Annotated in this window: 24 protein-coding genes; 11 read left to right on the top strand and 13 right to left on the bottom strand. The window is 68.7% G+C overall.

Translation table 11 applies throughout. The features are described 5' to 3' along the window. Positions 1 to 9: 9 nt before the first annotated feature. The 5 genes from HLAC_RS13580 to serB form a co-directional block, all read right to left on the bottom strand. Positions 10 to 303 (bottom strand): DUF7861 family protein, encoded by a 294-nt coding sequence (locus tag HLAC_RS13580; protein WP_015911415.1) that lies wholly within the window; start codon positions 301 to 303, stop codon positions 10 to 12. Positions 304 to 345: 42 nt separating this feature from the next. Beyond that, on the bottom strand, positions 346 to 939 hold the full coding sequence (locus HLAC_RS13575) for a GNAT family N-acetyltransferase (RefSeq protein ID WP_015911414.1): 594 nt from the start codon (positions 937 to 939) through the stop codon (positions 346 to 348). A 71-nt stretch (positions 940 to 1,010) separates the two neighbouring features. Further along, positions 1,011 to 2,111 carry a Brp/Blh family beta-carotene 15,15'-dioxygenase gene (locus tag HLAC_RS13570; RefSeq protein WP_015911413.1) on the bottom strand — a complete coding sequence of 367 codons (1,101 nt, stop codon included), beginning with the start codon at positions 2,109 to 2,111 and terminating at the stop codon, positions 1,011 to 1,013. Continuing rightward, positions 2,104 to 2,913, bottom strand: coding sequence for a lycopene cyclase domain-containing protein (locus tag HLAC_RS13565; RefSeq protein ID WP_015911412.1), 810 nt, complete (start codon positions 2,911 to 2,913; stop codon positions 2,104 to 2,106). The genes HLAC_RS13570 and HLAC_RS13565 overlap by 8 nt, the downstream gene beginning before the upstream one ends. A gap of 115 nt (positions 2,914 to 3,028) precedes the next feature. Next, entirely contained in the window at positions 3,029 to 3,673 is a 645-nt protein-coding gene (serB, locus tag HLAC_RS13560; RefSeq protein ID WP_015911411.1) for a phosphoserine phosphatase SerB, read from the bottom strand. A gap of 124 nt (positions 3,674 to 3,797) precedes the next feature. On the opposite strand from serB, the gene HLAC_RS13555 reads away from it, so the two are divergent. Together HLAC_RS13555 and HLAC_RS13550 are read left to right on the top strand one after the other, a co-directional pair. Beyond that, on the top strand, positions 3,798 to 4,001 hold the full coding sequence (locus HLAC_RS13555) for a DUF7554 family protein (RefSeq protein ID WP_015911410.1): 204 nt from the start codon (positions 3,798 to 3,800) through the stop codon (positions 3,999 to 4,001). 3 nt (positions 4,002 to 4,004) lie between these two features. Then, positions 4,005 to 4,583: a 2'-5' RNA ligase family protein gene (locus tag HLAC_RS13550; protein WP_015911409.1), complete on the top strand. Its 579-nt coding sequence runs from the start codon at positions 4,005 to 4,007 to the stop codon at positions 4,581 to 4,583. A gap of 317 nt (positions 4,584 to 4,900) precedes the next feature. Here the strand turns inward: HLAC_RS13550 and HLAC_RS13545 are convergent, their stop codons facing one another. Then, complete coding sequence (locus HLAC_RS13545; protein ID WP_015911408.1) at positions 4,901 to 6,310, bottom strand: cytochrome P450; 1,410 nt, start codon at positions 6,308 to 6,310, stop codon at positions 4,901 to 4,903. Positions 6,311 to 6,388: 78 nt separating this feature from the next. Further along, positions 6,389 to 8,059 carry a methyl-accepting chemotaxis protein gene (locus HLAC_RS13540; RefSeq protein WP_049933611.1) on the bottom strand — a complete coding sequence of 557 codons (1,671 nt, stop codon included), beginning with the start codon at positions 8,057 to 8,059 and terminating at the stop codon, positions 6,389 to 6,391. Positions 8,060 to 8,219: 160 nt separating this feature from the next. On the opposite strand from HLAC_RS13540, the gene HLAC_RS13535 reads away from it, so the two are divergent. Together HLAC_RS13535 and thpR are read left to right on the top strand one after the other, a co-directional pair. Continuing rightward, entirely contained in the window at positions 8,220 to 9,998 is a 1,779-nt protein-coding gene (locus HLAC_RS13535; protein WP_015911406.1) for an excinuclease ABC subunit C, read from the top strand. 202 nt (positions 9,999 to 10,200) lie between these two features. Next, positions 10,201 to 10,773, top strand: a complete 573-nt coding sequence (gene thpR / locus HLAC_RS13530) for an RNA 2',3'-cyclic phosphodiesterase (protein ID WP_015911405.1) — start codon at positions 10,201 to 10,203, stop codon at positions 10,771 to 10,773. Positions 10,774 to 10,788: 15 nt separating this feature from the next. On the opposite strand, the gene HLAC_RS13525 is transcribed toward thpR, so the two are convergent. Beyond that, positions 10,789 to 12,105, bottom strand: coding sequence for a hemolysin family protein (locus HLAC_RS13525; protein WP_015911404.1), 1,317 nt, complete (start codon positions 12,103 to 12,105; stop codon positions 10,789 to 10,791). A gap of 213 nt (positions 12,106 to 12,318) precedes the next feature. Between HLAC_RS13525 and serA the strand changes: the two genes are divergently transcribed. The 3 genes from serA to HLAC_RS13510 all read left to right on the top strand — a co-directional run bounded on the left by serA (position 12,319) and on the right by HLAC_RS13510 (position 16,230). Beyond that, positions 12,319 to 13,923, top strand: coding sequence for a phosphoglycerate dehydrogenase (serA, locus tag HLAC_RS13520; protein ID WP_015911403.1), 1,605 nt, complete (start codon positions 12,319 to 12,321; stop codon positions 13,921 to 13,923). Between the two features lie 190 nt (positions 13,924 to 14,113). Continuing rightward, positions 14,114 to 14,920: an N-acyl homoserine lactonase family protein gene (locus tag HLAC_RS13515; protein ID WP_015911402.1), complete on the top strand. Its 807-nt coding sequence runs from the start codon at positions 14,114 to 14,116 to the stop codon at positions 14,918 to 14,920. Continuing rightward, positions 14,917 to 16,230 carry a hydroxyacid-oxoacid transhydrogenase gene (locus HLAC_RS13510; RefSeq protein ID WP_015911401.1) on the top strand — a complete coding sequence of 438 codons (1,314 nt, stop codon included), beginning with the start codon at positions 14,917 to 14,919 and terminating at the stop codon, positions 16,228 to 16,230. Before HLAC_RS13515 ends, HLAC_RS13510 begins: the two co-directional genes overlap by 4 nt. A gap of 16 nt (positions 16,231 to 16,246) precedes the next feature. Here the strand turns inward: HLAC_RS13510 and thrC are convergent, their stop codons facing one another. From thrC to HLAC_RS13485, 5 genes are all read right to left on the bottom strand, one after another. Continuing rightward, a complete protein-coding gene (gene thrC / locus HLAC_RS13505) occupies positions 16,247 to 17,530 on the bottom strand; it encodes a threonine synthase (RefSeq protein WP_015911400.1) in 1,284 nt (427 codons plus the stop codon). Positions 17,531 to 17,620: 90 nt separating this feature from the next. Further along, a complete protein-coding gene (locus HLAC_RS13500; protein ID WP_015911399.1) occupies positions 17,621 to 17,839 on the bottom strand; it encodes a DUF7569 family protein in 219 nt (72 codons plus the stop codon). Between the two features lie 72 nt (positions 17,840 to 17,911). Beyond that, on the bottom strand, positions 17,912 to 18,589 hold the full coding sequence (gene upp, locus HLAC_RS13495; RefSeq protein ID WP_015911398.1) for a uracil phosphoribosyltransferase: 678 nt from the start codon (positions 18,587 to 18,589) through the stop codon (positions 17,912 to 17,914). A gap of 88 nt (positions 18,590 to 18,677) precedes the next feature. Beyond that, entirely contained in the window at positions 18,678 to 18,914 is a 237-nt protein-coding gene (locus HLAC_RS13490) for a DUF8107 family protein (RefSeq protein ID WP_015911397.1), read from the bottom strand. A gap of 64 nt (positions 18,915 to 18,978) precedes the next feature. After that, complete coding sequence (locus HLAC_RS13485; RefSeq protein ID WP_015911396.1) at positions 18,979 to 20,274, bottom strand: CobW family GTP-binding protein; 1,296 nt, start codon at positions 20,272 to 20,274, stop codon at positions 18,979 to 18,981. Between the two features lie 119 nt (positions 20,275 to 20,393). Between HLAC_RS13485 and HLAC_RS13480 the strand changes: the two genes are divergently transcribed. From HLAC_RS13480 to HLAC_RS13465, 4 genes are all read left to right on the top strand, one after another. Then, complete coding sequence (locus HLAC_RS13480) at positions 20,394 to 20,600, top strand: hypothetical protein (RefSeq protein ID WP_015911395.1); 207 nt, start codon at positions 20,394 to 20,396, stop codon at positions 20,598 to 20,600. Between the two features lie 61 nt (positions 20,601 to 20,661). Further along, positions 20,662 to 20,958: a DUF7990 family protein gene (locus HLAC_RS13475; protein ID WP_015911394.1), complete on the top strand. Its 297-nt coding sequence runs from the start codon at positions 20,662 to 20,664 to the stop codon at positions 20,956 to 20,958. Further along, positions 20,958 to 21,983: an ArsA family ATPase gene (locus HLAC_RS13470; RefSeq protein WP_015911393.1), complete on the top strand. Its 1,026-nt coding sequence runs from the start codon at positions 20,958 to 20,960 to the stop codon at positions 21,981 to 21,983. The genes HLAC_RS13475 and HLAC_RS13470 overlap by 1 nt, the downstream gene beginning before the upstream one ends. 216 nt (positions 21,984 to 22,199) lie before the next feature. Further along, entirely contained in the window at positions 22,200 to 24,053 is a 1,854-nt protein-coding gene (locus HLAC_RS13465) for a carbon starvation CstA family protein (RefSeq protein ID WP_015911392.1), read from the top strand. Positions 24,054 to 24,107: the final 54 nt, after the last annotated feature.

Raw genomic sequence — 24,107 nt, 5'->3', positions numbered from 1 at the left:
GCGTCTCCCTCACCCGCCGCGCTTCCGGTACCAAACGCGCTCGCCGACCGGCGACTCGCCGTCGCCGATCGGCAGTCGACCCACGAACAGATCGCGGACGGCGAGCGTGATCACGAGTTCGACGGGCCTCCTGTCGCCGTCTTCCTCGTCGTCCTCACTCTCGCCGCTGCCTTCCTCCGACTCGACCGGTCGAACCGCCACGACGCAGTGACCGTCGCGCTCGTCGATCGATTCGATCACCCCGACCGACCACCGGTCGACGTGGTGCGAGGGCTCCCGAGCGTGGACGCGGTCGTGGTTCATGGTGGACTTCGGGGTCCGTTCACGCCGGTCCTCCGTTCGCGTTCACGGCTTGTCCCCCTCGACCCGCCGCACGGCGAGCGCGGCCTCGCAGGTGCACTCGGTCTCGCACTTGGGGCACTCCGACGCCGGCCGGTCGATCGGCTCCCGGTGGATCGTCTCGTACCCGTGGCGGTCGAACAGCTTCTCCGGCGAGTCGTCGCCGCCGTGGTACCACGAGTCCGCGAGGAACAGGTCCACGCCGGCGTCTACTCCGATCTCATGGAGCCGTTCGAGGAGCCGGCTCCCGATCCCGCGCCCCGTGGCCCCGTCCCGGACATAGCCCATTTCGAGGTGTCCGTACCGCTCCGCGGCGGGGATCAGATCCGGGTCGTCGAAGAAGTACATCTCGTCGGCGACAGCGGTCGAGTCCTCGAACTCCCGGAGCGCCATCACACCGAGGATCAAGTCGTCATCGTCGGGCTCGGCGTCCGCGTCGCCGTCGCCCTCGGCCTCCACCGCGACCAGCACGTGGTACGTCGGGTCGTCGGGCCCGAGGTCGACGCCGTAGGTGCTTCCCTCGCTGAAGTGCGCGGTGATCAGCGCCTCCAGCTCGTCGGCGTCGCCCGGTTGCGGGTCGCGAATCGCGATCTCGTCCATTCGTGCGCGATACGCCTCCCGTGGGCAAGAGGGGCGCGGTGTCGGAACACTCCGCTCCCGATCCACGGTCCTTATCCACCAGTCCCCGGTCGCCAGACCCGCTGCCGTCGGTCGAGCCACGCGGTGACCACGACGTGCGGGAGGGTCAGCGCCGCGATACCGACGAGCGACGTCGCGAGCAGGTCGCCCGGCGAGGCGACGCCGGCGGGAGCCGCGATCGCGACCGCGCCAACCACGACGAACCCCCCGAGCGTGAGCGGGGCTGCGTCGCGGGCGAACCGGGCGAGCGCCCGCCGGGCGTCGCCCTCCCCGAGCGCGGCCGCCGCGTCCGGATCGACGAGGACCAGCCGACCGACGTGTCGGAGCGCGTGCCAGAGCGCGAAGTACACCCCGATCGCGAACACGGGCGCGGCGAGCAGGAACCACGCCCACAACACCGCGACCTCGCCGGCGTCGCGGAGCCAGCCGCGCCGGGAGGCGCCGGCGCGGACTCGCCGGTACCCCACCCCGACCGACAGCGCCGTCGCGACGATCATGAACGCGCCGACGGCCGCCCGCGTTTCCGGGACGAAGAGGGGGTCGACCGCGGCGGTCGCGGTCCTCCCGTCGACGACGAACAGTCTCACGACCCACTCCGCGACCAGTCGGTATTCCTCCGGATGGGCGAGGAGAGGGACGCCCATCGGGAGCCCGCCGCGGACGACGAGGCTCAGCCAGCGCTCCGCCGAGGTCGGAAGGTGCTCGACGCCCGCGAGCCCGAGCGCGGCCACGTCCCCTTGCCCCCAGTGGAGCCACGTGAGGGCGATGAACCCGATGAACGCGGCGACCGGTGCGACGAAGAACGCCGCGACGACCGCCCCGCCGAGGACCGCGTAGGCGACCGAGACGACCGCGATAGACCGCCGGACCGACACATTCGGTGCCGCCCGCATCGGAATGAGGTGGTCGACGGCGCCGTGAACCATGCCGACCGCGAGCGTGCCGAGTGCGAACACCGCGACGCCGAGTTCGACCGGAAACAGAGGGGTCACGGCGCCGACCGGCAGCAGCGCGGCGAGCGCTAGCGCCGGATACAGCGCGAACCACCGGTCGACCGCCGATCGGGCGCGGTCGTCGCCTTCGACCGCCGTCGTTCCGCGGTGCGCCGCCGAGCGCGTCGCCGTCTCAGTCATCGACGGGTTCGGCCGACTCCGGTTCTGGTTCCGGTTCGAGCGCGTCCGCCAGCGACTCGGTCGGTCGCTCGCGGCGATCGTTCCAGTCGAGCACCCACTCGAACAGCACGAGTCCGTTCACGGTCATCACGCCGGCCGAGACGAAGAAGAGCAGCTCCTCGATCGGAAGTCCGAGAACGGCCACGCCGGTCGTGAGGTCGGGAGAGAGCTGCCACGTCCTCATCTCGATCGCGATCCGGTCCGCGATCCAGAAGTACGCGGCCGGGATCAGCGTCGCGGCGATCCAGGTCCGCGGCGTCCGGATCAGGTAGCCGCCGCCGACCGCCCACTGGATCGCGACGACGGGGCCGACCCACGCGATCAGTCCGCCGAGGTAGAGGTACGACGGGCCGATCGTCACCAGCCAGAGTCCACCGAGGATCATCGCGACGCCGGCGACGACGCCGGCGATCCGGGGCCCTCGGTCGAAGTCGCCCTCCCGAAACGTCGGGTCGAACCCGATCCGGTGGAGCGCGAACGCGGTAACGACGGTCTGGACGGTGAAGAAGAGGTACTCGCCAAGGGGGATCGACAGCGCCCGGACGAGTACCGCGCCGTCCGCGTAGGACCACGCGCCCCGACGGATCATGTAGCTGATCCACGGCGTCGTGTAGGTGTACGCGATGGCGACGAGAATCGCGATCGCGATCGTCGCGCGCCGCTGGCGGACGGCCCCGTACCGCGGCGCGACGTACCACAGGGCCGCGATCACGGGGAGACTGAAGACGAGGTGGAACTGCAGATACGTCAGCGTCGGCAGCATCCGATCACCCTATCGGCGCCGTTCATGGCTCCGCGTTCGCTCCGCCGCTTATTAAGGGCCGGTCCAAACAGTGTCGCGTTCGGCGGTCAGCGCGATCGGGGTCGGCAGTCGCCGGCTACTCCGCGGGGAGAATGTCGTACCCCTCCAGCACCTTCCCGAGCCGGAACATCGAGTCGACGACGTCGTCGCAGACGGGCCGGACCGCGTCCTTGGGGGCGAACCCGATCGCGAGTCCCGCGACCTCCAGCATCGGGAGGTCGTTCGCGCCGTCGCCGACCGCGACCGTTTCGGCCATCGGGATGCCGAGGTCGTCGGCGAGTTCGGCCAGCGCGTCATCTTTCGTCCCCTCGATGAGCGGCCCCTCGGCGTCGCCCGTGAGCGTCCCGCCGGCCGTCGGGAGGCGGTTGGCGACGATCGTGTCGGCCTCGACGCCCTCCTTCGCGAGCGCGCGCTCCACCCCGCGCTCGAACCCGCCCGTCAGCACGGCGACGTGGTGCCCTTCGGCCTGTAGGCGCTCGATCAGCTCCCCGGCGTCCGGCCGGAGCGCCACCTCGTCGAACGCAGCCGCGACCTCGTCCTCGTCGAGCCCGCCGAGCAGTTCCGCGCGCTGATACAGGCTCTCGGCGTAGCTGAGCTCGTCGTTCATCGCTCGCTCCGTGATCTCGGCCACCTCGTCGGCGACGCCCGCGCGCTTCGCGAGCAGGACCGTCATCTCGGAGTCGGAGAGCGTGCCGTCGAAGTCGAACGCGATGAGACTCATGGCTCCCGTTGGGCGCGGCAGGGTTTTGAAGCACCTGATCGCGCAAGGGACTCCTCACGGACGGGTCGCCTCGGGGAGCTGTATCTCGGTGGCCTTTTTCCCGATCCGAACCGTCCCCTCCGCTATGGACGGAACAGACGTGGACCGCGCCGATGTCGATGTCGACGACCTCCTGAAGATAATTCTCGTGCTCGCGATCGCGTGGCTTCTTCTGGAGATATTCGGGGCGGTACTCGATCTCACGTTCGCGCTCTTGGACGCTCTCCCGATGCTGATCGTCGTCGCGATCGTCGTGCTGATCGCCTTACGGCTCACCGATCGGATCTGAGACATGTTTAGCCTGAACGTCCCGCTCGCACCCGCCGTCGACCGGCTCGCGGCGGATCTCCAGTCGAAACTGTCGGGGTTCGATCGGGTGCGCGACCGACACACGCTCGTCTGCAAGCGGTTCGGCGTCGATGACGTGCCCGACCGCGTCGCGAGTGACGACCGCGCCGGGGGCGGTGCTCCGGCCGGCGGCCCGTCACCCCCCAAGCCCGACGCACTCGACGCCCTACGCGAGGACCTCCACCCGCTGCTCGCGGGGACCGACCCCTTCCCGGTCGCCGTGATCGGGATCGACATCTTCGACGCGCCCGCGTCGGGGTCGGCTCCGGTGCTGTATCTGGTCATCGAGAGCGACGCGCTCGTCCGAGTCCACCGGCGGCTCTGCGCCGCCTACGGCGCGATCGCGGGGATCGAGGGTGACGACTTCGTTCCGCACATTACCGTGGCGCGTGGTGGCAACCCCGAGCCGGGCGTCGTCGCCGACCTCGTCGGCGCCGAGTTCGAGCCGATCCGGTGGCGCGTCCACGCGCTCGACCTGTACGATCCCGAGTTTCGGGAGGTCGCCGCGACGATCGACTTATAACTGGTTGGTGGCGGATCGTCGGTAGATACGGGCGGAGTGCCAGCTGCTTGCTTATAAATGACTGATCGCGAATCGACGGTGAAGGCCTCCAAAGCCCCAGCCAGCGAGGCCCACCCGACCGCACCGCAACCGCAGCCTCACGCCTCCCCAGCCTCGTCGGACCGGCGCAGCCGCGCCGGTCCGACTCCCTCGCGCGTGCGACTCGTGGCCTGTCGGCCACTCGTCGGCACGCGCCGACCGCACCGTTCAGTTATAAATCCCGTTCCGTGAACAGTTACTCTCGATCGAGGTCGTCGATGGCCCTTCCGCTAGTGCGCTCACCGCTCGCGAATGCGCATCGGCACCGGGTGGTCGGGATGCATCGTCAGCGACCCGCGCAGCGAGAGGTCGGGGCCCTCGTAGTCGAGGTCGTACCGCGAGCAGACCTCGGCGAGGATCAGCTTCGCCTCCAGCAGCGAGAACGCCTTCCCGATGCAGTGGCGCGGCCCGCCGCCGAACGGGAAGAAGGCGAATCGCGGGCGCTTGCTCTGGCGTTCTGGTTCCCAGCGGCTCGGATCGAACGTCTCCGGGTCGTCGTACCACCGCGGCGAGCGGTGGATAGCCCACTGTGAGAGCATGAGCGCGGAGCCCTCGGGGATCCGGTACCCCCCCAGTTTCACGTCGAGCTTCGGCTCGCGGAAGAGGGTGTAGACGGGCGGGTACAATCGCAGTGATTCGTTGAGGACGCGCTCGGTGAACTTCATCTCGCGGGCGTCGGCGGCGGTCGGCGGGCCGTCGGCGGTCGCCGCCGCGGCCTCCCGTGCCACGCGCTCGCGGGCCTCGGGGTGGTTCGAGAGCAGGTAGAAGGTGTACGTGAGCGCCAGTGCGGTCGTGTCGTGACCCGCCAAGAGCATCGTCACCAGCTCGTCGCGGAGGTTCTCGTCGGTCTGCTCGCCGCGGTCGCGGGCGCGCAGCAGGACCGAGAGGAGGTCCATCGGCAGGTCGCCCGCACCGTCCCCGTCGGGACCATCCCCCACGGGGCCTCGCACCGCGACGCCCCCGGGACCGGCCGGGTCGACGCTGGGGTCGTACTCAGTCCCGCGACGCCGGTCGACGATCCCGTCGATCACGGATTCGAGGGTGCCGATCGCGGCGTCGAACTCGCGGTTCTCGCGGGTCGGCATCCAGTTCGGGATCAGGAAGCGGCGCGGGTCCGGCTCGAACCGGGCGCCGAGCGGCTCCAGCTTCTCTTGAACCGTCTTCACCTCCTCGTCGGTGATGTCGGCGCCGAACATCGCCGAGACGATGATCTTGACGGTGAGGCGGGCGACCTCCAGCTGCACGTCGACGACCTCGCCGTCGGCCCAGTCCGCGAGCTGCGACTCGGTGTGCTCGACCATCGTCCCCGCGAGCGCCCCGATCCGGCGGCTGTGGAACGAGGGGCTCGCGAGCCTGCGCTGGCGCTCCCACGTCTCCCCCTCGCTCATGAGGAGGCCGTTCCCGAGCAGGGTGTCGATGGCGTCGTCGCCGAAGTCCGGTTTGCGATACCGCTCGGCGTCGGCGACGAGCACGCGCTCGACGTCGGCCGGGTTCGTGAGCATGTACGTCTCGCGCGGGCCGAGGTCGAAGCGAACGACGTCGCCGTAGCTGTCTGCGCAGGCACGCATGAACGAGAACGGGTCGTCGGCGTACTGGCGACCGTTGCCGAAGACGGGGTCACCAATGGGTCCGGGCGGCGTGGCGGACATACGAGAAACAGGGTCTCGTCGGGGTTAAACATTCGGCGGCGGGGAGAACTCGCGGGCGTCTCGGGGTTTCGTCGGGGGCTACTGCGGCTGCTCTCGCTCCCGCTTCCGCTCCTGTCTCGCGTCCAGCCGCTCGACGCGGGTGATCAGTTCGTCGACGGCGACTTCCTGGTCGTCGGTGGCGTCGACGATGCGCTCGGTCGCGTCCTCGGTACGATCAGAGCGCTCTCGGACCGCCTCCAGCGACGAGGTGAGCTCCTCCACGGTGGCGGCCTGGTCGTCGGTGGTTCGGGCGACCTCGGCGACGCCGGCGGCGGCCTCGTCGACCGCGTCCGCGATCTCTTCGAGCGAGTCGAGTACCGTCTCGATCTCGGTGCCGGCGTCCTCGATCCGCTCGTGCGAGCGCTCGACGGCGGTGCTCGTCTCGTCCGACTGCGCCTGCAGCTCCGCGAGGCTCTCCGTGATCTCCTCGGTGTAGCCGCGGGTCTCGTCGGCGAGCTTCTTCACCTCCTCGGCGACGACCGCGAAGCCGTCCCCGCCCTCGCCGGCGCGGGCGGCCTCGATGTTCGCGTTGAGCGCGAGCAGGTTCGTCTGCTCGGCCACGTCGGAGATGACCTCGATGACCTCCTCGATGTCGTCCATGCGTTCGGAGAGCGCGCCGACGCTCTCGACGAGTTCGTCGCCGATATCGACCACGTCCTCGGTCGCCTCGCGGGCGTCCTCGCTGGCGTCGAGCCCCTCGTCTGCCGCTTCGCTGGCGGCGACCGCGGCCGAGTCGACCTGATCGGCGGTCGCGGCGACCTCCTCCATTCCGGCCGAGAAGGACTGCATCTCGGAGACGCTCTCTTCGAGGAGTTCGTTCTGCTCGTCGACGTTCTCCGCGATGTTCGCGGCCGCGGTGCTGGCCTTCTGGACCGTTCGGTCGATCTCGCGGGCCTGCTCGTGAACGCCCTCAGAGAGGTCCTGGAGGTTCTCCGCCATCTGGTTGACGACGCCGATGACGCTCAACAGCTCCTCGTCGAGGATCTCGCACTCCTCGCGACGGGCCGCGCGTGCGTCGAGGTCTCCCTCGCCGATCGCCTCCGCCGTCTCGCGGACCTCGGCGACGAGCGCCTCGGTCGCGTTGCGCTGGTTGATGTTCTCCGTCCGGTCGATGACGACCTCCGTCACGCCGACGAGGTCGTCGCCTTCGTACAGCGGCGCCGCCGTGAACTCGATGTGCTTTTCGTCGCCGTGGCGGTCGACCATCGCGCTGGTGTCGCGGTAGCGGGTCTGCGCCGAGTCGCAGCGCTCGACGCCGTACACCTCGTCGGCGGTCTCCGGCGCGTCGAGCACCTTGTCGGCGAGGGTGTCGGCCCGCCGCCCGTCGGGGTAGAACAGCTCCGAGACGTGGGCGTGGCCGACCGCGTCCTCACGCTCGTTCCCGGTGAGCGACGCGATGGACTCGTTCCACTCGGCGACGTTCCCCTCGCTATCGAGGATGAACGTCGGGACGCCGGTGGCGTTGAACACCTGCTCGAAGCCCGCGGCGGCGAGGGTCTCGGCGCGATCGACGCCCTCCGCCTCCGCAATGGTGTACTCCTCGCCCTCGCTCGTGGCTGTGCCCGTCTCCGTCTCGGCCGCGTCGCCGGGGGCGTCACCCGACAATCCCGCATCGGCGGAGTCACTCACGACGACCCCGCCGTCCGGGACCGATCGCGAGTTCCGGTCCCGACCGAACGCGCGTCGGAGCAGCCCTCGAAGTCCCGTCATTTCTACGTGGGGCTCTCCCAAGCGCCCGCATAAACGGTTCCCCCCGCTATTCATGTTTGATAATCGACTGCGCTGTCGGACGACGAGCTAGGTCGCAGAGCCCGCCCGCAGCACGGCTCGCCCGCAGTGTTCAAACGCGTTCGGCGGCTACTAGGATTCGATGGACGCCGACGCCGTGCGCGAGCGGGCCGCAGACCTCCCGACTGAACCCGGTGTGTACCAGTTCCGGGCCGGGGAGACGACGCTGTACGTCGGCAAGGCGGTCAACCTCCGGAATCGGGTGCGGTCGTACGCCGACCCGCGCTCGGGGCGGATACGGGGGATGGTCGGGCGCGCCGACCGGATCGAGTTCGCGGTCACCGACACCGAGACGCAGGCGCTCCTGTTGGAGGCGAACCTGATAAAGCGGCTCCGGCCGCGGTACAACGTCCGGCTGAAAGACGACAAGTCGTACCCGCTGGTTGCGATCACGGACCACCCCGTCCCGCGGATCGAGGTGACCCGCGACCCCGAGGAGGGCGCGGTCGCGTACGGCCCGTTCACGAGCAAGGGTCGCGTGGAGACGGTGGTGAAAGCGATCCGCGACGAGTACCGGCTTCGCGGCTGCTCCGACCACAAGTACGCGAACCGGGACCGTCCCTGTCTCGACTACGAGATGGGGATCTGCTCGGCCCCCTGTACCGGCGAGATCGACCCCGAGAGCTACGCCGAGGACGTTGCGGCCGCCCGCCGGTTCTTCGAGGGCGAGACGGGCGTCCTCGCTGACCCCCTGCGTCGGCGGATGGAGGCCGCCGCCGAGAACGCGGAGTTCGAGCGCGCCGCGAACCTCCGGGACCGGCTCGAAGCGGTCGAGGCGTTCCACGGTGAGGGCGGCGAGGCCGTGAGCGACCACTCCGACGACCGCACCGTCGACGTGCTCGCGGCCGCCGTCGAGGGCGACACCGCTCGCGTGGCCCGGCTTCACAGCGAGCGCGGCCAGTTGGTCGACCGCAGTCGGCACCGGCTGGACGCGGCGGCGGTGGGAGACGACGGCGAGGGAGATGAAGATGGCTTCGCCGACCCCGACGCCAACACGCCCGCCGCGGTGCTGTCAGCGTTCCTCACGCAGTACTACGCCGAGCGGGAGTTCCCGGACGCGATCCTCCTCGCAGAGCGCCCGTCGGACCCCGACGTGATCGACTGGCTGGAGGCGGAGGGGGTCTCGGTCCGCGTCCCCGGTGCGGGGCGGGAGGCGAAGCTCGTCGAACTCGCCCTCAAAAACGCCCGCAAGCGCGGCGGCCGTGAGGACCCCGTCGGCGCGCTCGGCGAGCGACTCGGAATCGACCGCCCGGCCCGGATCGAGGGGTTCGACGTGAGCCACGCGCAGGGGACCGCGGTGGTCGGCTCCGACGTGTGCTTCGTCGACGGAAGCGCGGAGACGAGCGACTACCGCCGGAAGAAGCTCACCGACCGCAACGACGACTACGCGAACATGCGCGAGTTGGTCCGGTGGCGCGCCGAGCGCGCGGTCGCCGGCGAGGACGACCGCCCCGACCCCGACCTTCTCCTGATCGACGGGGGCGGGGGGCAGCTCGGGGCCGCTCGCGACGCGCTCGCGGAGACCGGCTGGGACGTTCCCGTTGTCGCGCTCGCGAAGGCCGAGGAACTGGTCGTGACCCCGACCGGCACCCGCCGGTGGCCGGACGACGCCCCCGAACTGCACCTGCTCCAGCGCGTTCGCGACGAGGCGCACCGCTTCGCCGTCTCTTACCACCAGACCGTCCGCGACGAGGTCAAGACGGTCCTCGACGACGTGCCCGGCGTCGGCCCCCAGACCCGCCGCCGGCTCCTGCGCCGGTTCGGATCGGTCGAGAGCGTGCGCGATGCCTCCCTCGACGACCTCACCGACGTCGACGGCGTCGGCGACGCGACCGCCGACACGCTCCGCGAACGCTTATAAGTGAATGACGCGGTCGGCGCGCCCCGGTGTGAGGGAGTCGGTCGCCCGGAGCAACGCGGAGGGCGGCCGACGAGGCTGGGGCTTTGGCAGTGTTGGCCAGCGATCAGCAGCCATCCGTTTATAAGTGATCGGCTGGCATTTCGCAGGTATCCTTCGCGCCATCAACGATTTATAAGCACTCTCGCCCAACTTCCCACCCGTCATGCGCGCGTTCTTCGCCGTCGACCTCCCGGACGACCTCGCGCCTCGCGTCGCGGACGCACAGGCCGCGCTCGGGGACGCAGCGGGACTGGCACTCGTCGATCCCGAACAGACGCACGTCACGCTGAAGTTCTTGGGAGATATCGCCGAGGACAACGACGACACCACACCCACACTCGACGACGTGATCGCCGCCGGCAAACAGGCGGTCGAGACCGCTAACGTCGACCCCTTCGAGTGCGCCGTCGAGGGATTCGGCGTCTTCCCCAGCCTCGACTACATCTCGGTCGTCTGGGCGGGGGTCGACGCCGGGAGCGCGGAACTGACCGCGCTCCACGAGGCCCTCGAAGTGGAGACGACCGCGCTCGGCGTCGACCCCGAGAACCACGCATTCACCCCGCACGTCACGCTCGCCCGGATGAACGACGCCCGCGGGAAGGAACTCGTACAAGAAGCCGTCCGCGAGCGCGACCCGGAGATCGGCCGGTTCGAGGTCGACGCGGTCCGACTCGTCTCGTCGACGCTGACGAGCGACGGGCCGGCGTACGAGACCGTCGCGTCGTTCGGGCTCTAGCGGGAGCGACCGCGATCACTCGGTGTCGTCGCCCGTCGCGTCCGGGGACCCGGAGATGTCCGATCCGCTTTCGCCCTCGGTTCCGATCCCCGGATGCTCCACCCGCACTCGGGTCACTCGCGTCGCGGTCGCGCCCGTGACCGCGAGCGTCACGTCGCCGATCTCGACGCGGTCGCCCTCAGCGGGGACCCGCCCGAGCTGCCGGGTCACCAGTCCCGCGACGGTCTCGGTGCCCCCGTCGATCGGGAGGTCCAGCCCGAGCGTCTCGTTGAGGTGCGCGACGGTGGTCCACCCGCGGGCCACCGCGGCGTCGGGCGCGACCACGTCGACGTGGTCGGTCTCCCATCCCCCGACCAGTTCGCCGACGATCTCCTCGAGTACATCCTCCAAGGTCACGATCCCTACCACCGCGCCGAACTCGTCGACGACGATCGCCATCCGGAGAGCGCTCGACCGCATTGTCGCGAACAGCTCGTCGACCGGCTGCGTCTCCGGGACGAAGGTCGGCTCGTGGAGCGCGCTTGCGAGGGGCTCTCCGCGCTCGTTGGCGCCGATCGCGTCGCGCAGGTCGACGACGCCGACCACGTCGTCGCGGTTCTGGCTGTACACCGGCATCCGCGTGACGCCCTCCGCGGCGGCGGTCGAGACCGCCTCGGCGGGCGTGGCGGTGTCCGGCAGCGCGACCATGTCGGTCCGAGAGACCATCACCGCCGACACGCGGGTCGACTCCAGATCGAGGACGCCGCGGATCATCGCGCCCTCGTCCGGGTCGAGCGCGCCCGCCGCCTCGCCGGAGAGCACGAGCGTCTCGATCTCCTCGCGCGTGAGGTACGATTCGATGTCGGATTCGCCGCCGGTGAAGCGATTGACGACGCCGGAGAGCGCCTCGAAGATGTATAACACGGGTCGGATAAGGCGCTGGATCGCGACCACCGGTCGCGACACGCGGAGGGCGTGCTTCTCCGCGTTCGCCACCGCGTACGATTTCGGCGCGATCTCGCCGAACACGATGACGAACACGGAGGTGACCAGCGTCGAGCCCGTGGCCGCCTCGCCACCGGAGAAGCCGAACCGGACGAACACCGCAGTCGCGACCGACGCGGCCGCGATGTTGGCGACGTTGTTGCTCACCAGGGCGGTAACGAGGAAGCGATGCGAGTCTGCGCGCAGCGCCGATAGCGCCCGCGCGCCGGGTACGTCGGCGGCGAGCAGCGAGTCGACGCGATGGCTCGGGACCGAGAACACGGCGAGTTCCGAACTGGAGAAGAAGGCGCTGATCCCCGTCAACACGAGGATTGCGGCCACGCCGACGAGCGCGATCGTGAGATCCATGGTGGAACGTGCGCCCGGATATAAAAGGTAGTACCGCTGCGCGGCCACCCGCTTGGAGCGTCCTACGGTCGATCGAACGGGAAAGCGGTACCCACGAACGAGGGGTTTCCACCCGAAACGAAGGGGTTCACTATCCTCGATCGCGGATCGTCTCGGTCGGCAAAACGGAGCGATGAGGAAAGGGTTAACCTCGCGCCGCCGGTGAAAACGCCCATGAAGGTACTCGTGACCGACCCCATCGCAGATGCGGGGTTGGACCGACTCCGAGACGCCGGCCACGAAGTCGTAACGGACTACGAGGTCGAGGGCGACGCGCTGCTCGACGCTGTGAGCGACGCCAACGCGCTGATCGTTCGCTCCGGGACCGACGTGAACGAGGCGGTGTTCGAGGCCGCCTCCGAGCTCGTCATCGTCGGGCGCGCCGGCATCGGCGTCGACAACATCGACATCGAGGCCGCCACCGACCACGGGGTCATCGTGGCCAACGCGCCCGAAGGGAACGTCCGGGCCGCCGCCGAGCACACGGTCGCGATGACGTTCGCCGTCGCGCGCTCGATCCCGCAGGCACACGGCCGCCTCCTCGGCGGCGAGTGGGCGAAAGGGGAGTTCCTCGGCACCGAAGTGAACAACAAGACGCTGACCATCGTCGGCCTCGGTCGCGTCGGTCAGGAGGTCGCCAAGCGGCTCGACTCGCTCGGGATGGATCTCGTCGTCTACGACCCGTACATCTCCGAGGAGCGCGCCGACCGGCTCGGCGCCGAGCTGGTCGAGGACCTCCACGAGGCGCTCGGCCGCGGCGACTTCGCGACGGTCCACACGCCTCTCCTCCCCGAGACCGAGGGGATGATCGGCGAAGACGAGCTGGCCCAGCTGGAGGGCGGCTACCTCATCAACTGCGCCCGCGGCGGCATCGTCGACGAGGACGCGCTCGCCGAGGCGGTCGACGACGGCATTCTCGCGGGCGCCGCGCTCGACTCCTTCGCCGAGGAGCCCCTGTCCCAGGACTCGCCGCTGCTCGACGTCGAGGACATCGTCTTGACGCCCCACCTCGGCGCCTCGACGGAGGCCGCACAGGAGAACGTCGCCATCGACACCGCGGAGGCGGTGCTCGCGGCGTTCGACGACGAGCCCGTACTCACGGCACTCAACGCGCCCTCCGTCGACGAGACCGCGTTCCCGCGGATCAAGCCGTACATCGCCGTGGCCGAGACCGCCGGGAAGGTCGCCGCGCAACTCCTCGACGGCCGCATCACGGGCGTGGAGACGACCTACGAAGGCGACATCGCCGAGGAGGACGTAGACCTCGTCACGGCAAGCGCGCTCAAGGGCGTGTTCGAGCCGCTGGAGTGGCAGGTGAACGCGGTGAACGCGCCTCGGCTCGCCGAGGAACGCGGCATCGAGGTCACCGAGTCGAAGACCCGCCAGACCGAGGACTTCCAGAGCCTCGTGCGCGTCACCGTCCGAAACGGCGACGACGAGATCGCGGTCGAGGGAACGCTGTTCGCCGGCGAGGACGCTCGGATCGTCCGGATCGACGGGTTCCGAGTCGACGCGGTCCCGTACGGCCACATGCTGGTCGCGCGCAACACCGACGAGCCGGGTGTCATCGGGCTCATCGGTACCGTCCTCGGCGACTACGACGTGAACATCGCCGGGATGTACAACGCCCGCGAGACGCAGGGCGGCGAGGCGCTCACCGTCTACAACCTCGATCAGGACGTGCCGGACGAGGCCATCGAGGCGCTGCTCGCCGACGACCGGATCGTCGAGGTCACCGAGATCACGCTGGACGACGCCGACGAGCGGCCGGCGGAGTAAAGAACCTCGCGCCGCGACCTGAGCGGGTCGCAGTCTGAAGACTGTGGTCTAACGTTTCTCGAATCGACGACTTGACGAAGACCGACGGAAACGCAGAGCGGCGGCGCTGAGATACCGCTCGGCGAGCCGAAGAAGCGGAACTCCGCCCCGGGATCATGTTTATCAATATTCATGATGGACACCTGATCGTATGGTAAACGCGGAGGTCCACGTCATCGACCGCGGCGGGTTGTACTGCGACATGAACTACATGATGGAGGCGAACACGATCGGGAGCCACGACGAGCCGAATCCCGACACCGAGTACGACGAGATTCCGGTGTGGAACCTCGTCATCGACCATCCCGAGGCGACGATCCTCTGGGACACGGGCTCGCATCACGACGCCGCCGACGGCCACTGGCCCGAGGGGCTCGTACAGGCCTTTTACCCGCACGACGCGAGCGACCACCGCCTCGACGACGACCTGGAGGCGGCGGGCTACTCGCTCGACGACATCGACGCGGTGTTCCAGAGCCACCTCCACCTCGACCACGCCGGCGGGCTGGAGTTCTTCGCGGGCACCGACACGCCCGTGTACGTCCACGAGGAGGAGTTGAAGTTCGCCTACTACAGCGCGAAGACCGACGAGGGGAGCGCCGCGTACGTGCTCGACGACTTCGACCACGACCTGAACTGGCAGGTGCTCCATCGCGACCGCGAGGAGCGCTTCACCGATCTGGAGTTCGTCCGGTTCCCCGGCCACACGCCGGGGCTCACCGGCTCGGTGATCCACCTCGATTCCGAGGGCACCGTCGTGTTCACCGGCGATCAGGTGTACATGGACGAGAACTACGAGGAGGGAACCCCGCTCGGCGGCCCCCTCGTGTGGGGGAAAACGGAGTGGGCCGAGAGCATGAATCGGATCCGCGAGCTGGAGCGACGCCACGACGCCGAGATCGTGTTCGGCCACGACCCGGAGCAGTTCGAGGCGATCCAGCCGGGGTGGGGGGTGTGAGCTACGAGCGCTCCGTCTCCGCCGACCCGCACCGACTCTCGCCGGAGACCGTCTGGGAGGTGCGGATGCCGGCGATCCGCGTGGGAGCCGACGCGGCCGACGAGCTCGGCTACCAGCTCGGCCAGCTCGGGCTCTCCGGCGACGGTCGCGGGCTGATCGTCACCGATTCGGACCTCGTCTCGTTGGGCCACGTCGATCGCGTCGCCGACGAGCTGGAGGCCGACGGGTTCGACGTCGACGTGTACGACGGCGTCGAACGCGAACCCAGCATCGAGGCGGTCGAGGAGTGCATCGCGTTCGTCCGCGATGAGATGGGCGAGGACGGGTACGACTTCTACCTGGGGCTCGGCGGCGGTAGCTGTATGGACACCGCGAAGGCGACGCGGGCGATCGTCGCCAACGGCGGCGAGGTGCTCGACTACGTGGCCGCGCCGACCGGCGCGGGCAAGAACCTCACCGAATCGGGGCCGCCGCTGATCCTGTTGCCGACGACCGCGGGGACGGGCTCCGAAATCTCGCCCGTGGCGATCCTCTCGGTACCCGAAAAGGGAATTAAAGAGGGGATCTCCAGCACGCACGTCCGGGCGGACGCCGCGGTGCTCGACCCGACGCTCACCACGACGCTGCCGCCGGACCTCACGGCGAAGACCGCGATGGACGCGCTCGGCCACGCGATCGAGGGGTACACCACCCACCAGTACGACGACCTGCTTCGCCCCGAAAATCCCGCAGACCGTCCGGTGTACGCCGGACGAACCGGCTTCACAGAGATGTTCAGCGAGAAGGCGATCGACCTCCTTTCGTCGAACGTACGACGCGTCGTCAACAACGGCGACGACATCGAGGCTCGCGGCGCGATGTTGAAGGGCGCACTGTTCGGTGCGATCGCCGGACTCACCGCGGGCGCGAGCCTCGCGCACGCGATGGCGTATCCCGTCGGAAACAACTATCACACGTACCACGGGGAGACCATCGCGGCGCTCACGCCAGCGAGCACCCTCGGCTACAACGTCGCCAGCGACCCGCCGCGGTTCGCGAAGGTGGCGGAGATGCTCGGCGCCGACACCTCCGGGATGAGCACCCGCGAGGCCGCCGACGAGGCCCGCGAGGAGTTCGTGCGGCTCCAACGGGACCTCAACGTGCTCCCGAGCGGGCTCAACGAGCTGGCGGGGATCACCGTCGACGACACCGGCACGCTCGCCGAAAGCACCGTCGAGAGCCAGCAGCGGCTACTTCGGTGTAACCCGCGACCCGTGACGAAAGAGGACGTCGAGGAGGTGTTCCAAGACGCGCTGTACAACTGGGAATAGCGTGCGAACGGCCCGATCAGTCGCGCAGGTGCTCGACGACCGCGTCCACGTCGTTCGGGACGGGTTCGGGGTCGCTCCCGGCCTCGTAGGCGGCGTCGGGGTCTTTTAAAAGGTGCCCCGTCGTCAGGCAGACGACCTGCTCGTCGTCCTCGACGACGCCCTCGCGGCGGAGCTTCCTGAGTCCGGCGAGGCTCGCGGCGGAGGCGGGTTCGACGCCGACGCCCTCCTCGGCGAGGTCGCGCTGCGCGTCGGTGATCTCGTCGTCGCTGACGGCGACCGCCGTGCCGCCGGTGTTCCGGATCCCCGGGAGCGCCTTCGGGGCGTTGACCGGGTTCCCGATGCGGATCGCGGTCGCGCGCGTCTCGACCTCTTCCCAGCGCCGAACCTCGTCGTTGCCCTCCTCGATCGCCTCGACCATCGGGGCGGCGCCTTCGGCCTGCACGCCGGTCAGTTTGGGGACCTCGTCGACGTCGAGCGCGCCCGACTGGACCAGCTCGCGAAACGCCTTGTACAGCGCCGAGGTGTTACCCGCGTTGCCGACGGGGAGGACGATCCGGTCCGGGAAGGTCCCGTAGTCGTCTCGGAACTCCTCTAATATCTCGAAGCCGATCGTCTTCTGGCCCTCTAAGCGGAACGGGTTCAGTGAGTTGAGCAGGTACGCCTCGCCGCGGGCGGCCAGTTCTTGGACGATGTCGAGACAGGCGTCGAAGTTGCCGTCGACTTCGAGGATGCGGGCGCCGTGGAGACTCGCCTGCGCGATCTTCCCGGCGGCGACCTTCCCCTTCGGAAGGAGCACGAGCGTTTCCATCCCGCCGCGGCCGCCGTACGCCGCCAGCGCGGCGGAGGTGTTCCCGGTGGACGCACAGGCGAGCGCGCCGACGCCAAGTTCCTCGGCGACTCGGACGCCGACGGTCATCCCGCGGTCCTTGAACGAGCCGGTGGGGTTCATCCCCTCGTGTTTGACCCGGAGCGTCTCGACGCCGACCGCCTCCTCGATTCGGGGAACGGTGTGCAGCGGGGTGCCGCCCTCGGGGAGCGTCACGCCCAGATCGAACGGGAGCGCCTCGCGGTAGCGCCAGACGCCGCGATCGGGGCCCTCGGAGGCGGCGCCCGAGCCGAAGTCGTCGAACGTCGGCGGGTCGTCATAGCGTACTTCGAGCAGACCGTCACACTCGTCGCAGGTGTACCGGACTGCCTCGAAGGGGGCGAACGTCTCGTCGCACTCGATGCAGGCGAGCCACGTCCCGTCGTCGGCGCAGTCGGGCGCCGCCGGAGTCGGGGCGTCGATGGCGAGATCCATTACGTCGTCGTCCGTGCCGCCGCGGCTTAAGACGGGCGGTCGGGACGGACGTTGCCGTGTCGATGAGAAGCGTGGACGGCTCCCGACCGCTCAGTCGACGATGATCTCGGAGCTGCCGCTGTCGTCGTCGTCGGGGCCGGAGCCGAGCCGATCCTGATAGCGCTGGATCCAGTCGGCAAAGCAGTCGGGACAGAGCCGCTGGGTGTCGATGTTCGCGCGGTCGACGCTCAGCCGGACGGTGCGTGCGAGCGCGTCCGTGGTGGGGTCGCCGCAGTCGTCGCAGGGCTCGGTCGTCGGCGCGTCGCTCATACCGATCGGTCGCGCGGGCGACTCTTAAAAGTACGTCGGCGGGAGCGGCTAGTCGCTGCCGCCGCCGCGACCTCAAACCGTCCGGAACGCGCGGTCGCCGGCGTCGCCGAGTCCGGGGAGGATGAACCCGTCGTCGTCGAGGCGGTCGTCGATGGCGACCGTGAGTAGGTCGGCCTCGGGGACCGATTCGCTCACCCGGACGAGCCCCTCGGGCGCGGAGACCGCCGAGAGGACGAACAGGTCCTCGAAGGCGTCGGCCTCGTCGAGGACGTGGTCGAGCACGGCGCACATCGTCGAGCCGGTGGCAAGCATCGGGTCCGCGACGATCACGGTGTCCTCGGGCCGGATCTCGGGCAGTTTCACGTAGTCGATCGTGATCGGAAACTCACCGTCGTCGGTCATCCCGGCCTCCTCGTCGCGGCCGGCGGAGATGACGCCCTGCTTCGCGCGGGGGAACGCCTTCAACAGCCCCTCGACGAACGGCGTCGCGGCCCGGAGCACGTTGATGATGACCACGTCGTCGAGTCCCTTCACGCGCTCACCGGTCGTCTCTTGGAGCGGCGTCTGGACGGGGACGTACTCTGTCTCCATCGCACCGTCGATGATCTCGTAGCCGCAGATGCGGCCGAGCTTCACGAGCCCCTTCCGGAACGCGACCTGCTCGGTCTCGACGTCGCGGAGCCGCGAGAGGGTGTCCTTCGCCAGCGCGTGCGTGATGAGGTGCGCGTCGTCGCGGTCTTCGATCGTCATTGTCGGAAAAAGCGCCGCGTTCGGGTTAAAAGATGGCGAAACTCGCCAATTCGTCGGATCGCGAGAGAGGCGTCTCCCGTCGCTACAGTCACCGCAACACGGTGACGTACGTCAGCGCGAAGACGATCAGCGCGAGGGACGCGACGTTGGTCGCGGTGACCTCGGCGACGTCGAGCAGTTGTAACCCCCAGAAGGCGGTCCACGCGAACATCCCCGAAAGCACCGCGTTCAGGAGCAACACCACCCGCAGGTCGCCTTTCGATCCTTCGACGCCCTCGCGGATCCCCTTCGGATCCTCGCTCGTTCCCTTCTGGTCCTCGCCCATACGTCACCGCCCGGGAGAGTCCCACTTAGCTCTTCGCTACCGCGTCCGGACCATCACGATCGGATTAGGGCTCGCGGAGCGCGATCGACTCGCCCTGTTCGGTCGGGAACGGGTGGTCGGTCGTCGGTTCGTCGGCGCGGAACGCCTTCCACTCCGCTTCGGTGACGAGCGCGTCGTCGAGTCGGTCGACGAGCGCGGTCTCATCGACGCCCGTGCCGATGACGACGAACTCGGTCCGGCGGTCGCCGTGCTCGTCGTCCCACGCCAGATCGGGCCGGTTCGAGCGCAGCATGTCGCGCTCGACGGCCGGGAGGCTCGCGATCCACGGGCCGAGCGCCTCGACGCGGACCGACCGACCCGCCTGTCCGACCTGCTGGCGCTGGTCGGTTCCGGCGACCCACAGCGTCCCCTTCGAGCGGACGACATCGTCCGGGAGGTCGCGGAGGAGAGCGGCGAACCGGTTCGGGTGAAACGGTCGCCGGCGGCGATAGGTGAAGGAGGTGACGCCGTACATCTCGTCGGGGTGGCGGTGGTCGTGGTCGGCGTGGTGATCGTGGTTGTCGTGGCCGCTATCGTCCGCGGTGTCCTCGGCCAGCGCTCGCTTCCACCCCGGCAGGTCGCCGATTTCGCGCTCCTCGAACAGGCCGACGCCGAGGATCCGATCGGGATCGACCGCGGAGAACTCCGTGACGACCGTCTCCGCGTCGGGCTGCAGTGCGCCCACGAGGTCGACCGCCTCGTCGATCTCCGCGTCGGTACAGAGGTCGGCCTTGTTGCACACCACGAGGTTGGACACCTCGATCTGCTCGACGAGGAGGTCCGAGAGCGGACGGTCGCCGTCGCTGGCGCCGTCGGCCGCGCCGCCGGTCGTGTCGCCGTCGGCATCTCCGTCCCCGCCGTCAGCGTCCGGGTTGACGCGCCGCTCCGGCGTTCCTTCGCCCGCGAAGGCGTCGAGGAACTGCCGCGTGTCGATAACGGTCACCAACGCGTCGACGCGGTATCGGGCCGCCGCGCGCGATTCGGTCGTGAACAGCCGCGCGACCGGCGCGGGCTCGGAGATCCCCGAGGACTCAACGACCAAGGCGTCGAAAGAGCGCTCGTTCGCGAGCCGTACCACCGCGCTTTCGAGGTCGTCCTGTAGCTCACAGCAGATACAGCCGTTCGACAGCTCCGTGACGCCCTCGACGTCGACCTCGGACTCTTCGGCGATCAGCTCGGCGTCGACGTTCACGTCGCCCATATCGTTGACCAGCACCGCGATGTCGCGGTCGCCGGCGTTTCGCAGGAGGTGGTTCAACAAGGTCGTCTTGCCCGCGCCGAGGCTTCCCGAGAGTACGGTTACCGGGATCCGGTCGTCCATAGAGGCACTCGGTCGGCGGGTCCCTTCAACTCCGCGGCGACGCGGTCTCGGAAGGCCGGTCAGCGCCACCCCCATCGAAAGCCGATACGTTGATACGTCGCGCCCGCGGACCGCGCACCATGTTCCAGTACGTGTCCGCAGTGGGGATCGTCGCGACGATCATGACCCTTCTCATGGTCACCGCGATGCTGTACCTCGTCTGGGGCGCGCTCGGTAACAGCGCCCACACGCCGAGTCCCGACGACGGCGATCAGCCGGAACTCGGCGAGGGCGACGATGCGGACGAGACGCAGGGCGAACTTGCCGCCGACAGCAACTCGGCCTAACCCGCCCGACAATCCGCAGGCCCGCGACAGCTTTTACCGCGCCCGCGTATCACGATGAATCATGACCGTTGCAGACCGGATCGCCGCCTTTCGGGCCGCCCTCGATGAGTGGCTCCGTGGGCTGTACCACGGGATGATCACCCATCCGGCCTACGAGAAGATCGAGAAGGAAGCGGAGGACACGGAAGACGAGTTCATGCTCGCATGCTTCCCGGACGCGTTCGGGATCCCCTCGCCGGTCTCGTACTACACTGCCGAGCTGCTCCCTTACCTCGAAGACGAGTTTGAGGCGTGGGAGCGACGGCTGTGGGATCGTGAGACCCTGATGGAGCGGAAGGGACAGCAGTACCACTTCTGATGGAACGGTTCGTCTTCTTCGGCGGGAAGGGTGGCGTCGGCAAGACCACCGTCTCCTGTGCGTACGCCTCTCGCTGTGCGAACGACGGGGTGCGGACGCTGGTCGTCTCGACGGACCCCGCACACTCGGTGTCGGACGTGTTCGACCAGTCGTTCGGCGATGAGCCGGCGCCCGTCGACGGGATCGAGGGACTCGACGCGATGGAGATCGACCCCGAAGACGAGATGCAGCGGCACCTCCAGGAGATCCGCGAGGCGCTCTCCGAGCAGGTGTCGGCGGCGATGGTCTCGGAGATCAACCGCCAACTGGAGATGTCGCACGGCACGCCGGGCGCGTACGAGGCTGCGCTCTTCGACGCGTTCGTGAGCGTGATGCGCGAGGAGGGTGAGTCGTACGATCGGATCGTCTTCGACACCGCGCCGACCGGGTCGACGCTGCGGCTCTTGGGGCTCCCCGAGTTCCTCGGCGACTGGATCGACCGGCTGCTGTACAAGCGCAAGCAGTCGATCGACCTGTTCGAGAAGGCCGCTATCGGCGACATGGAACCCCGGCGGTTGATGGACGGCGACCCCGTCTTAGAGCGGCTCCAGCGCCGCAAGGAGTTCTTCGAGTTCGCGGGCGACACCATGCGAGACGAGGCCGCCTTCTTCCTCGTGTTGAACCCCGACCAGCTCTCGGTCAACGAGACAGGACGGGCGATCGAGGGGTTCGCCGAGCGCGACTTGCGCGTCCGTGGGCTCGTCGCGAACAAGCTTACCCCGGAGCCCGACGACGACGAGGAGGGACGCGGAGCCACCTACCTCCGCGAGAAGGTCGCGACCGAGCGCGACCGGCTCCGGCAGGTCCGAGAGGAGTTCGAGCCCCCGCTCGTCGCCGAGATTGAGTCGCGGACGCGGGAAGTCCGCGGCGACGTGCTCGCGGAGGTGGCGGCCGCGCTCGACATCGAGACGGCGAGCGACGTGAGCGGGGAGGACGACGACCGCACCCGAAGTGACGACGGTGGCCCCGTCCGCGCCGATCGGTAACGGCCCCGCCCGCGCCGATCGGTAATATCGGTAACGTGCGATCGCGCGCGATAGGGGCTGGGCCCCATCACTGTGAATTTCATCAAACGAGATACGGAACAAACCTACCTCGACCGAGCGAAATCGCGCACTGGCGGGTGGTTCTCCCAGTGTGTCACGATTGAAGATAATACTTAAGTGGTCGATAGTGAATCGATCTCATGAGGGAGGGCACCTATGACAAACGTAATCTGGATTGTAGTTGCCGTGCTCGGCACGTTCACCGTTGGGTATATGGGGTACTCGCGGTACCTTTCGCGGTTCGTCGAAATCGACGACGAGCGGGAGACGCCAGCACACAAGTACGAAGACGGACAGGAGTACGTACCGGCGAAGAAGCCGGTGCTACTGGGGCATCACTTCTCGAGTATTGCGGGCGGCGCGCCGATCGTCGGCCCGATCACGGCGGGGGCCATCTGGGGGTGGGTCCCCGCGCTGCTGTGGGTCGCCATCGGCAACCCACTGATGGGGGCGGTTCACGACTTCATCTCGCTGTCCGGCTCGATGCGACACGAGGGGAAGTCCATCGGCTACATCATCGGCGAGTACGTCGGCGAGCGCGGGAAGGACATGCTGCTGTGGTTCGCCTTCCTCACCATCATCCTCGTGGTGGCGGTGTTCGCGCTCGTCGTCGGTATCGTTCTGAACGCCTACCCGTCGGCGGCGACCGCGAGCTTCGTATACATCGCGCTCGCGTTCGCCTTCGGCGTCTACCTCTACCAGCTTGACGGCCCATTCATCCCGGGTACGGTCGTGTTCGTCGCCGGCGTGTTCGCCGGCGTCTGGCTCGGCATCCAATACCCGTTCGCGCTGTTCGAGCTGGCGGGCGACGCCTCGCACACCGCGGGCACGTTCGTCCTCTTCAGCAGCACTGGCTCTTGGGTGCCCGGCGCGGGCGCCCTCGGCGGCAACACCGCCGCCTGGGTCCCGGTGATTCTGGTGTACGCGGCCCTGGCCAGCGCCCTCCCGGTGTGGGTGCTGCTCCAGCCGCGTGACTACCTCTCGTCGTTCCTGCTGTACGCAGGCGTCGGCGGTGCGCTGCTCGCCATTATTGTCGGCACCATCTTCAACACGTCCACCGAGCCGCTCGTGGTCGCCGACAGCATCGAACCGTTCACCGGATTCTTGGGGGTCGAGAGCGTCGCCCCGTTCCCGTTGTTCCCGATGTTGTTCGTCACCATCGCCTGCGGGACGATCAGTGGGTTCCACTCGCTGGTCTCCTCCGGGACGACCGCGAAGCAGCTGAACAAAGAGAGCGACGCGCGCCTCATCGGCTACGGCGGCATGCTCGGTGAAGGCCTTCTCGCCGCCGTCGCGCTGTCAACGCTCGCGGTTGCCGGCGTCGCGTCCGACGCGGCAGCCGGCGGCATCGGTGGCGCCCTGCCCAACTTCGCGGCGGGCGGCGGCACCATCCTCACTAGCCTCGGTCTCCCCGCCTCCTACGGCGCGCCGTTCATGGCGCTGGTGCTCGTGAGCTTCCTGCTGACCTCCACCGACACGGCCGCACGGCTCGGCCGCTACATGATGGAGGAGATCGTCGGCCCTCAGAGCAGCGGCTCCGAGACTGGCCTCTCCGGGGGCATCGGTTCGTTCGCTCGCGGCCGATACACGAATCCTGTCGTCCAGTGCGGCATCGCGTACCTGCTCGTTATCTCCGGTGAGTGGGCGACGCTATGGACGCTGTTCGGCGGCGCCAACCAGTTACTCGCCGCGCTCGCGCTGTTGACCGGCACGGTCTGGCTCGCCAACTGGGACGATTCCAAGCAGCTCGTCAGCACCGGTGTCCCGATGGCCCTCATGGTCGTCGTCACCGTGCTCGGGCTGTCCTGGGTCGCCTTTAAAGAGCAGCTCTACGATCAGCTGATCCAGGGTGGCGCGCAGGGAATCGGCGCTCAGGTGTCGGCCGGCGTGCGCGTCCTGCTCGCCGTGCTGCTGATCTACCTGGCGCTGTCGCTGGTGCGTATCGGCTACGACAACATCACGAACGTGCGAAGCGGAAGCGAGCCGGCGGCCAAACCGAGCGACGACTGACCGGCGGTTTCGTCTGGGCGGTTTTCACGCCTATTTTTTCGCAAACGCGGACGC

It is taken from the genome of Halorubrum lacusprofundi ATCC 49239 (assembly GCF_000022205.1).
Lineage (GTDB): Archaea > Halobacteriota > Halobacteria > Halobacteriales > Haloferacaceae > Halorubrum > Halorubrum lacusprofundi.
The sequence above is the reverse complement of the archived record's forward strand: the minus strand, read 5'-3'. Positions and strand labels throughout refer to the sequence as shown.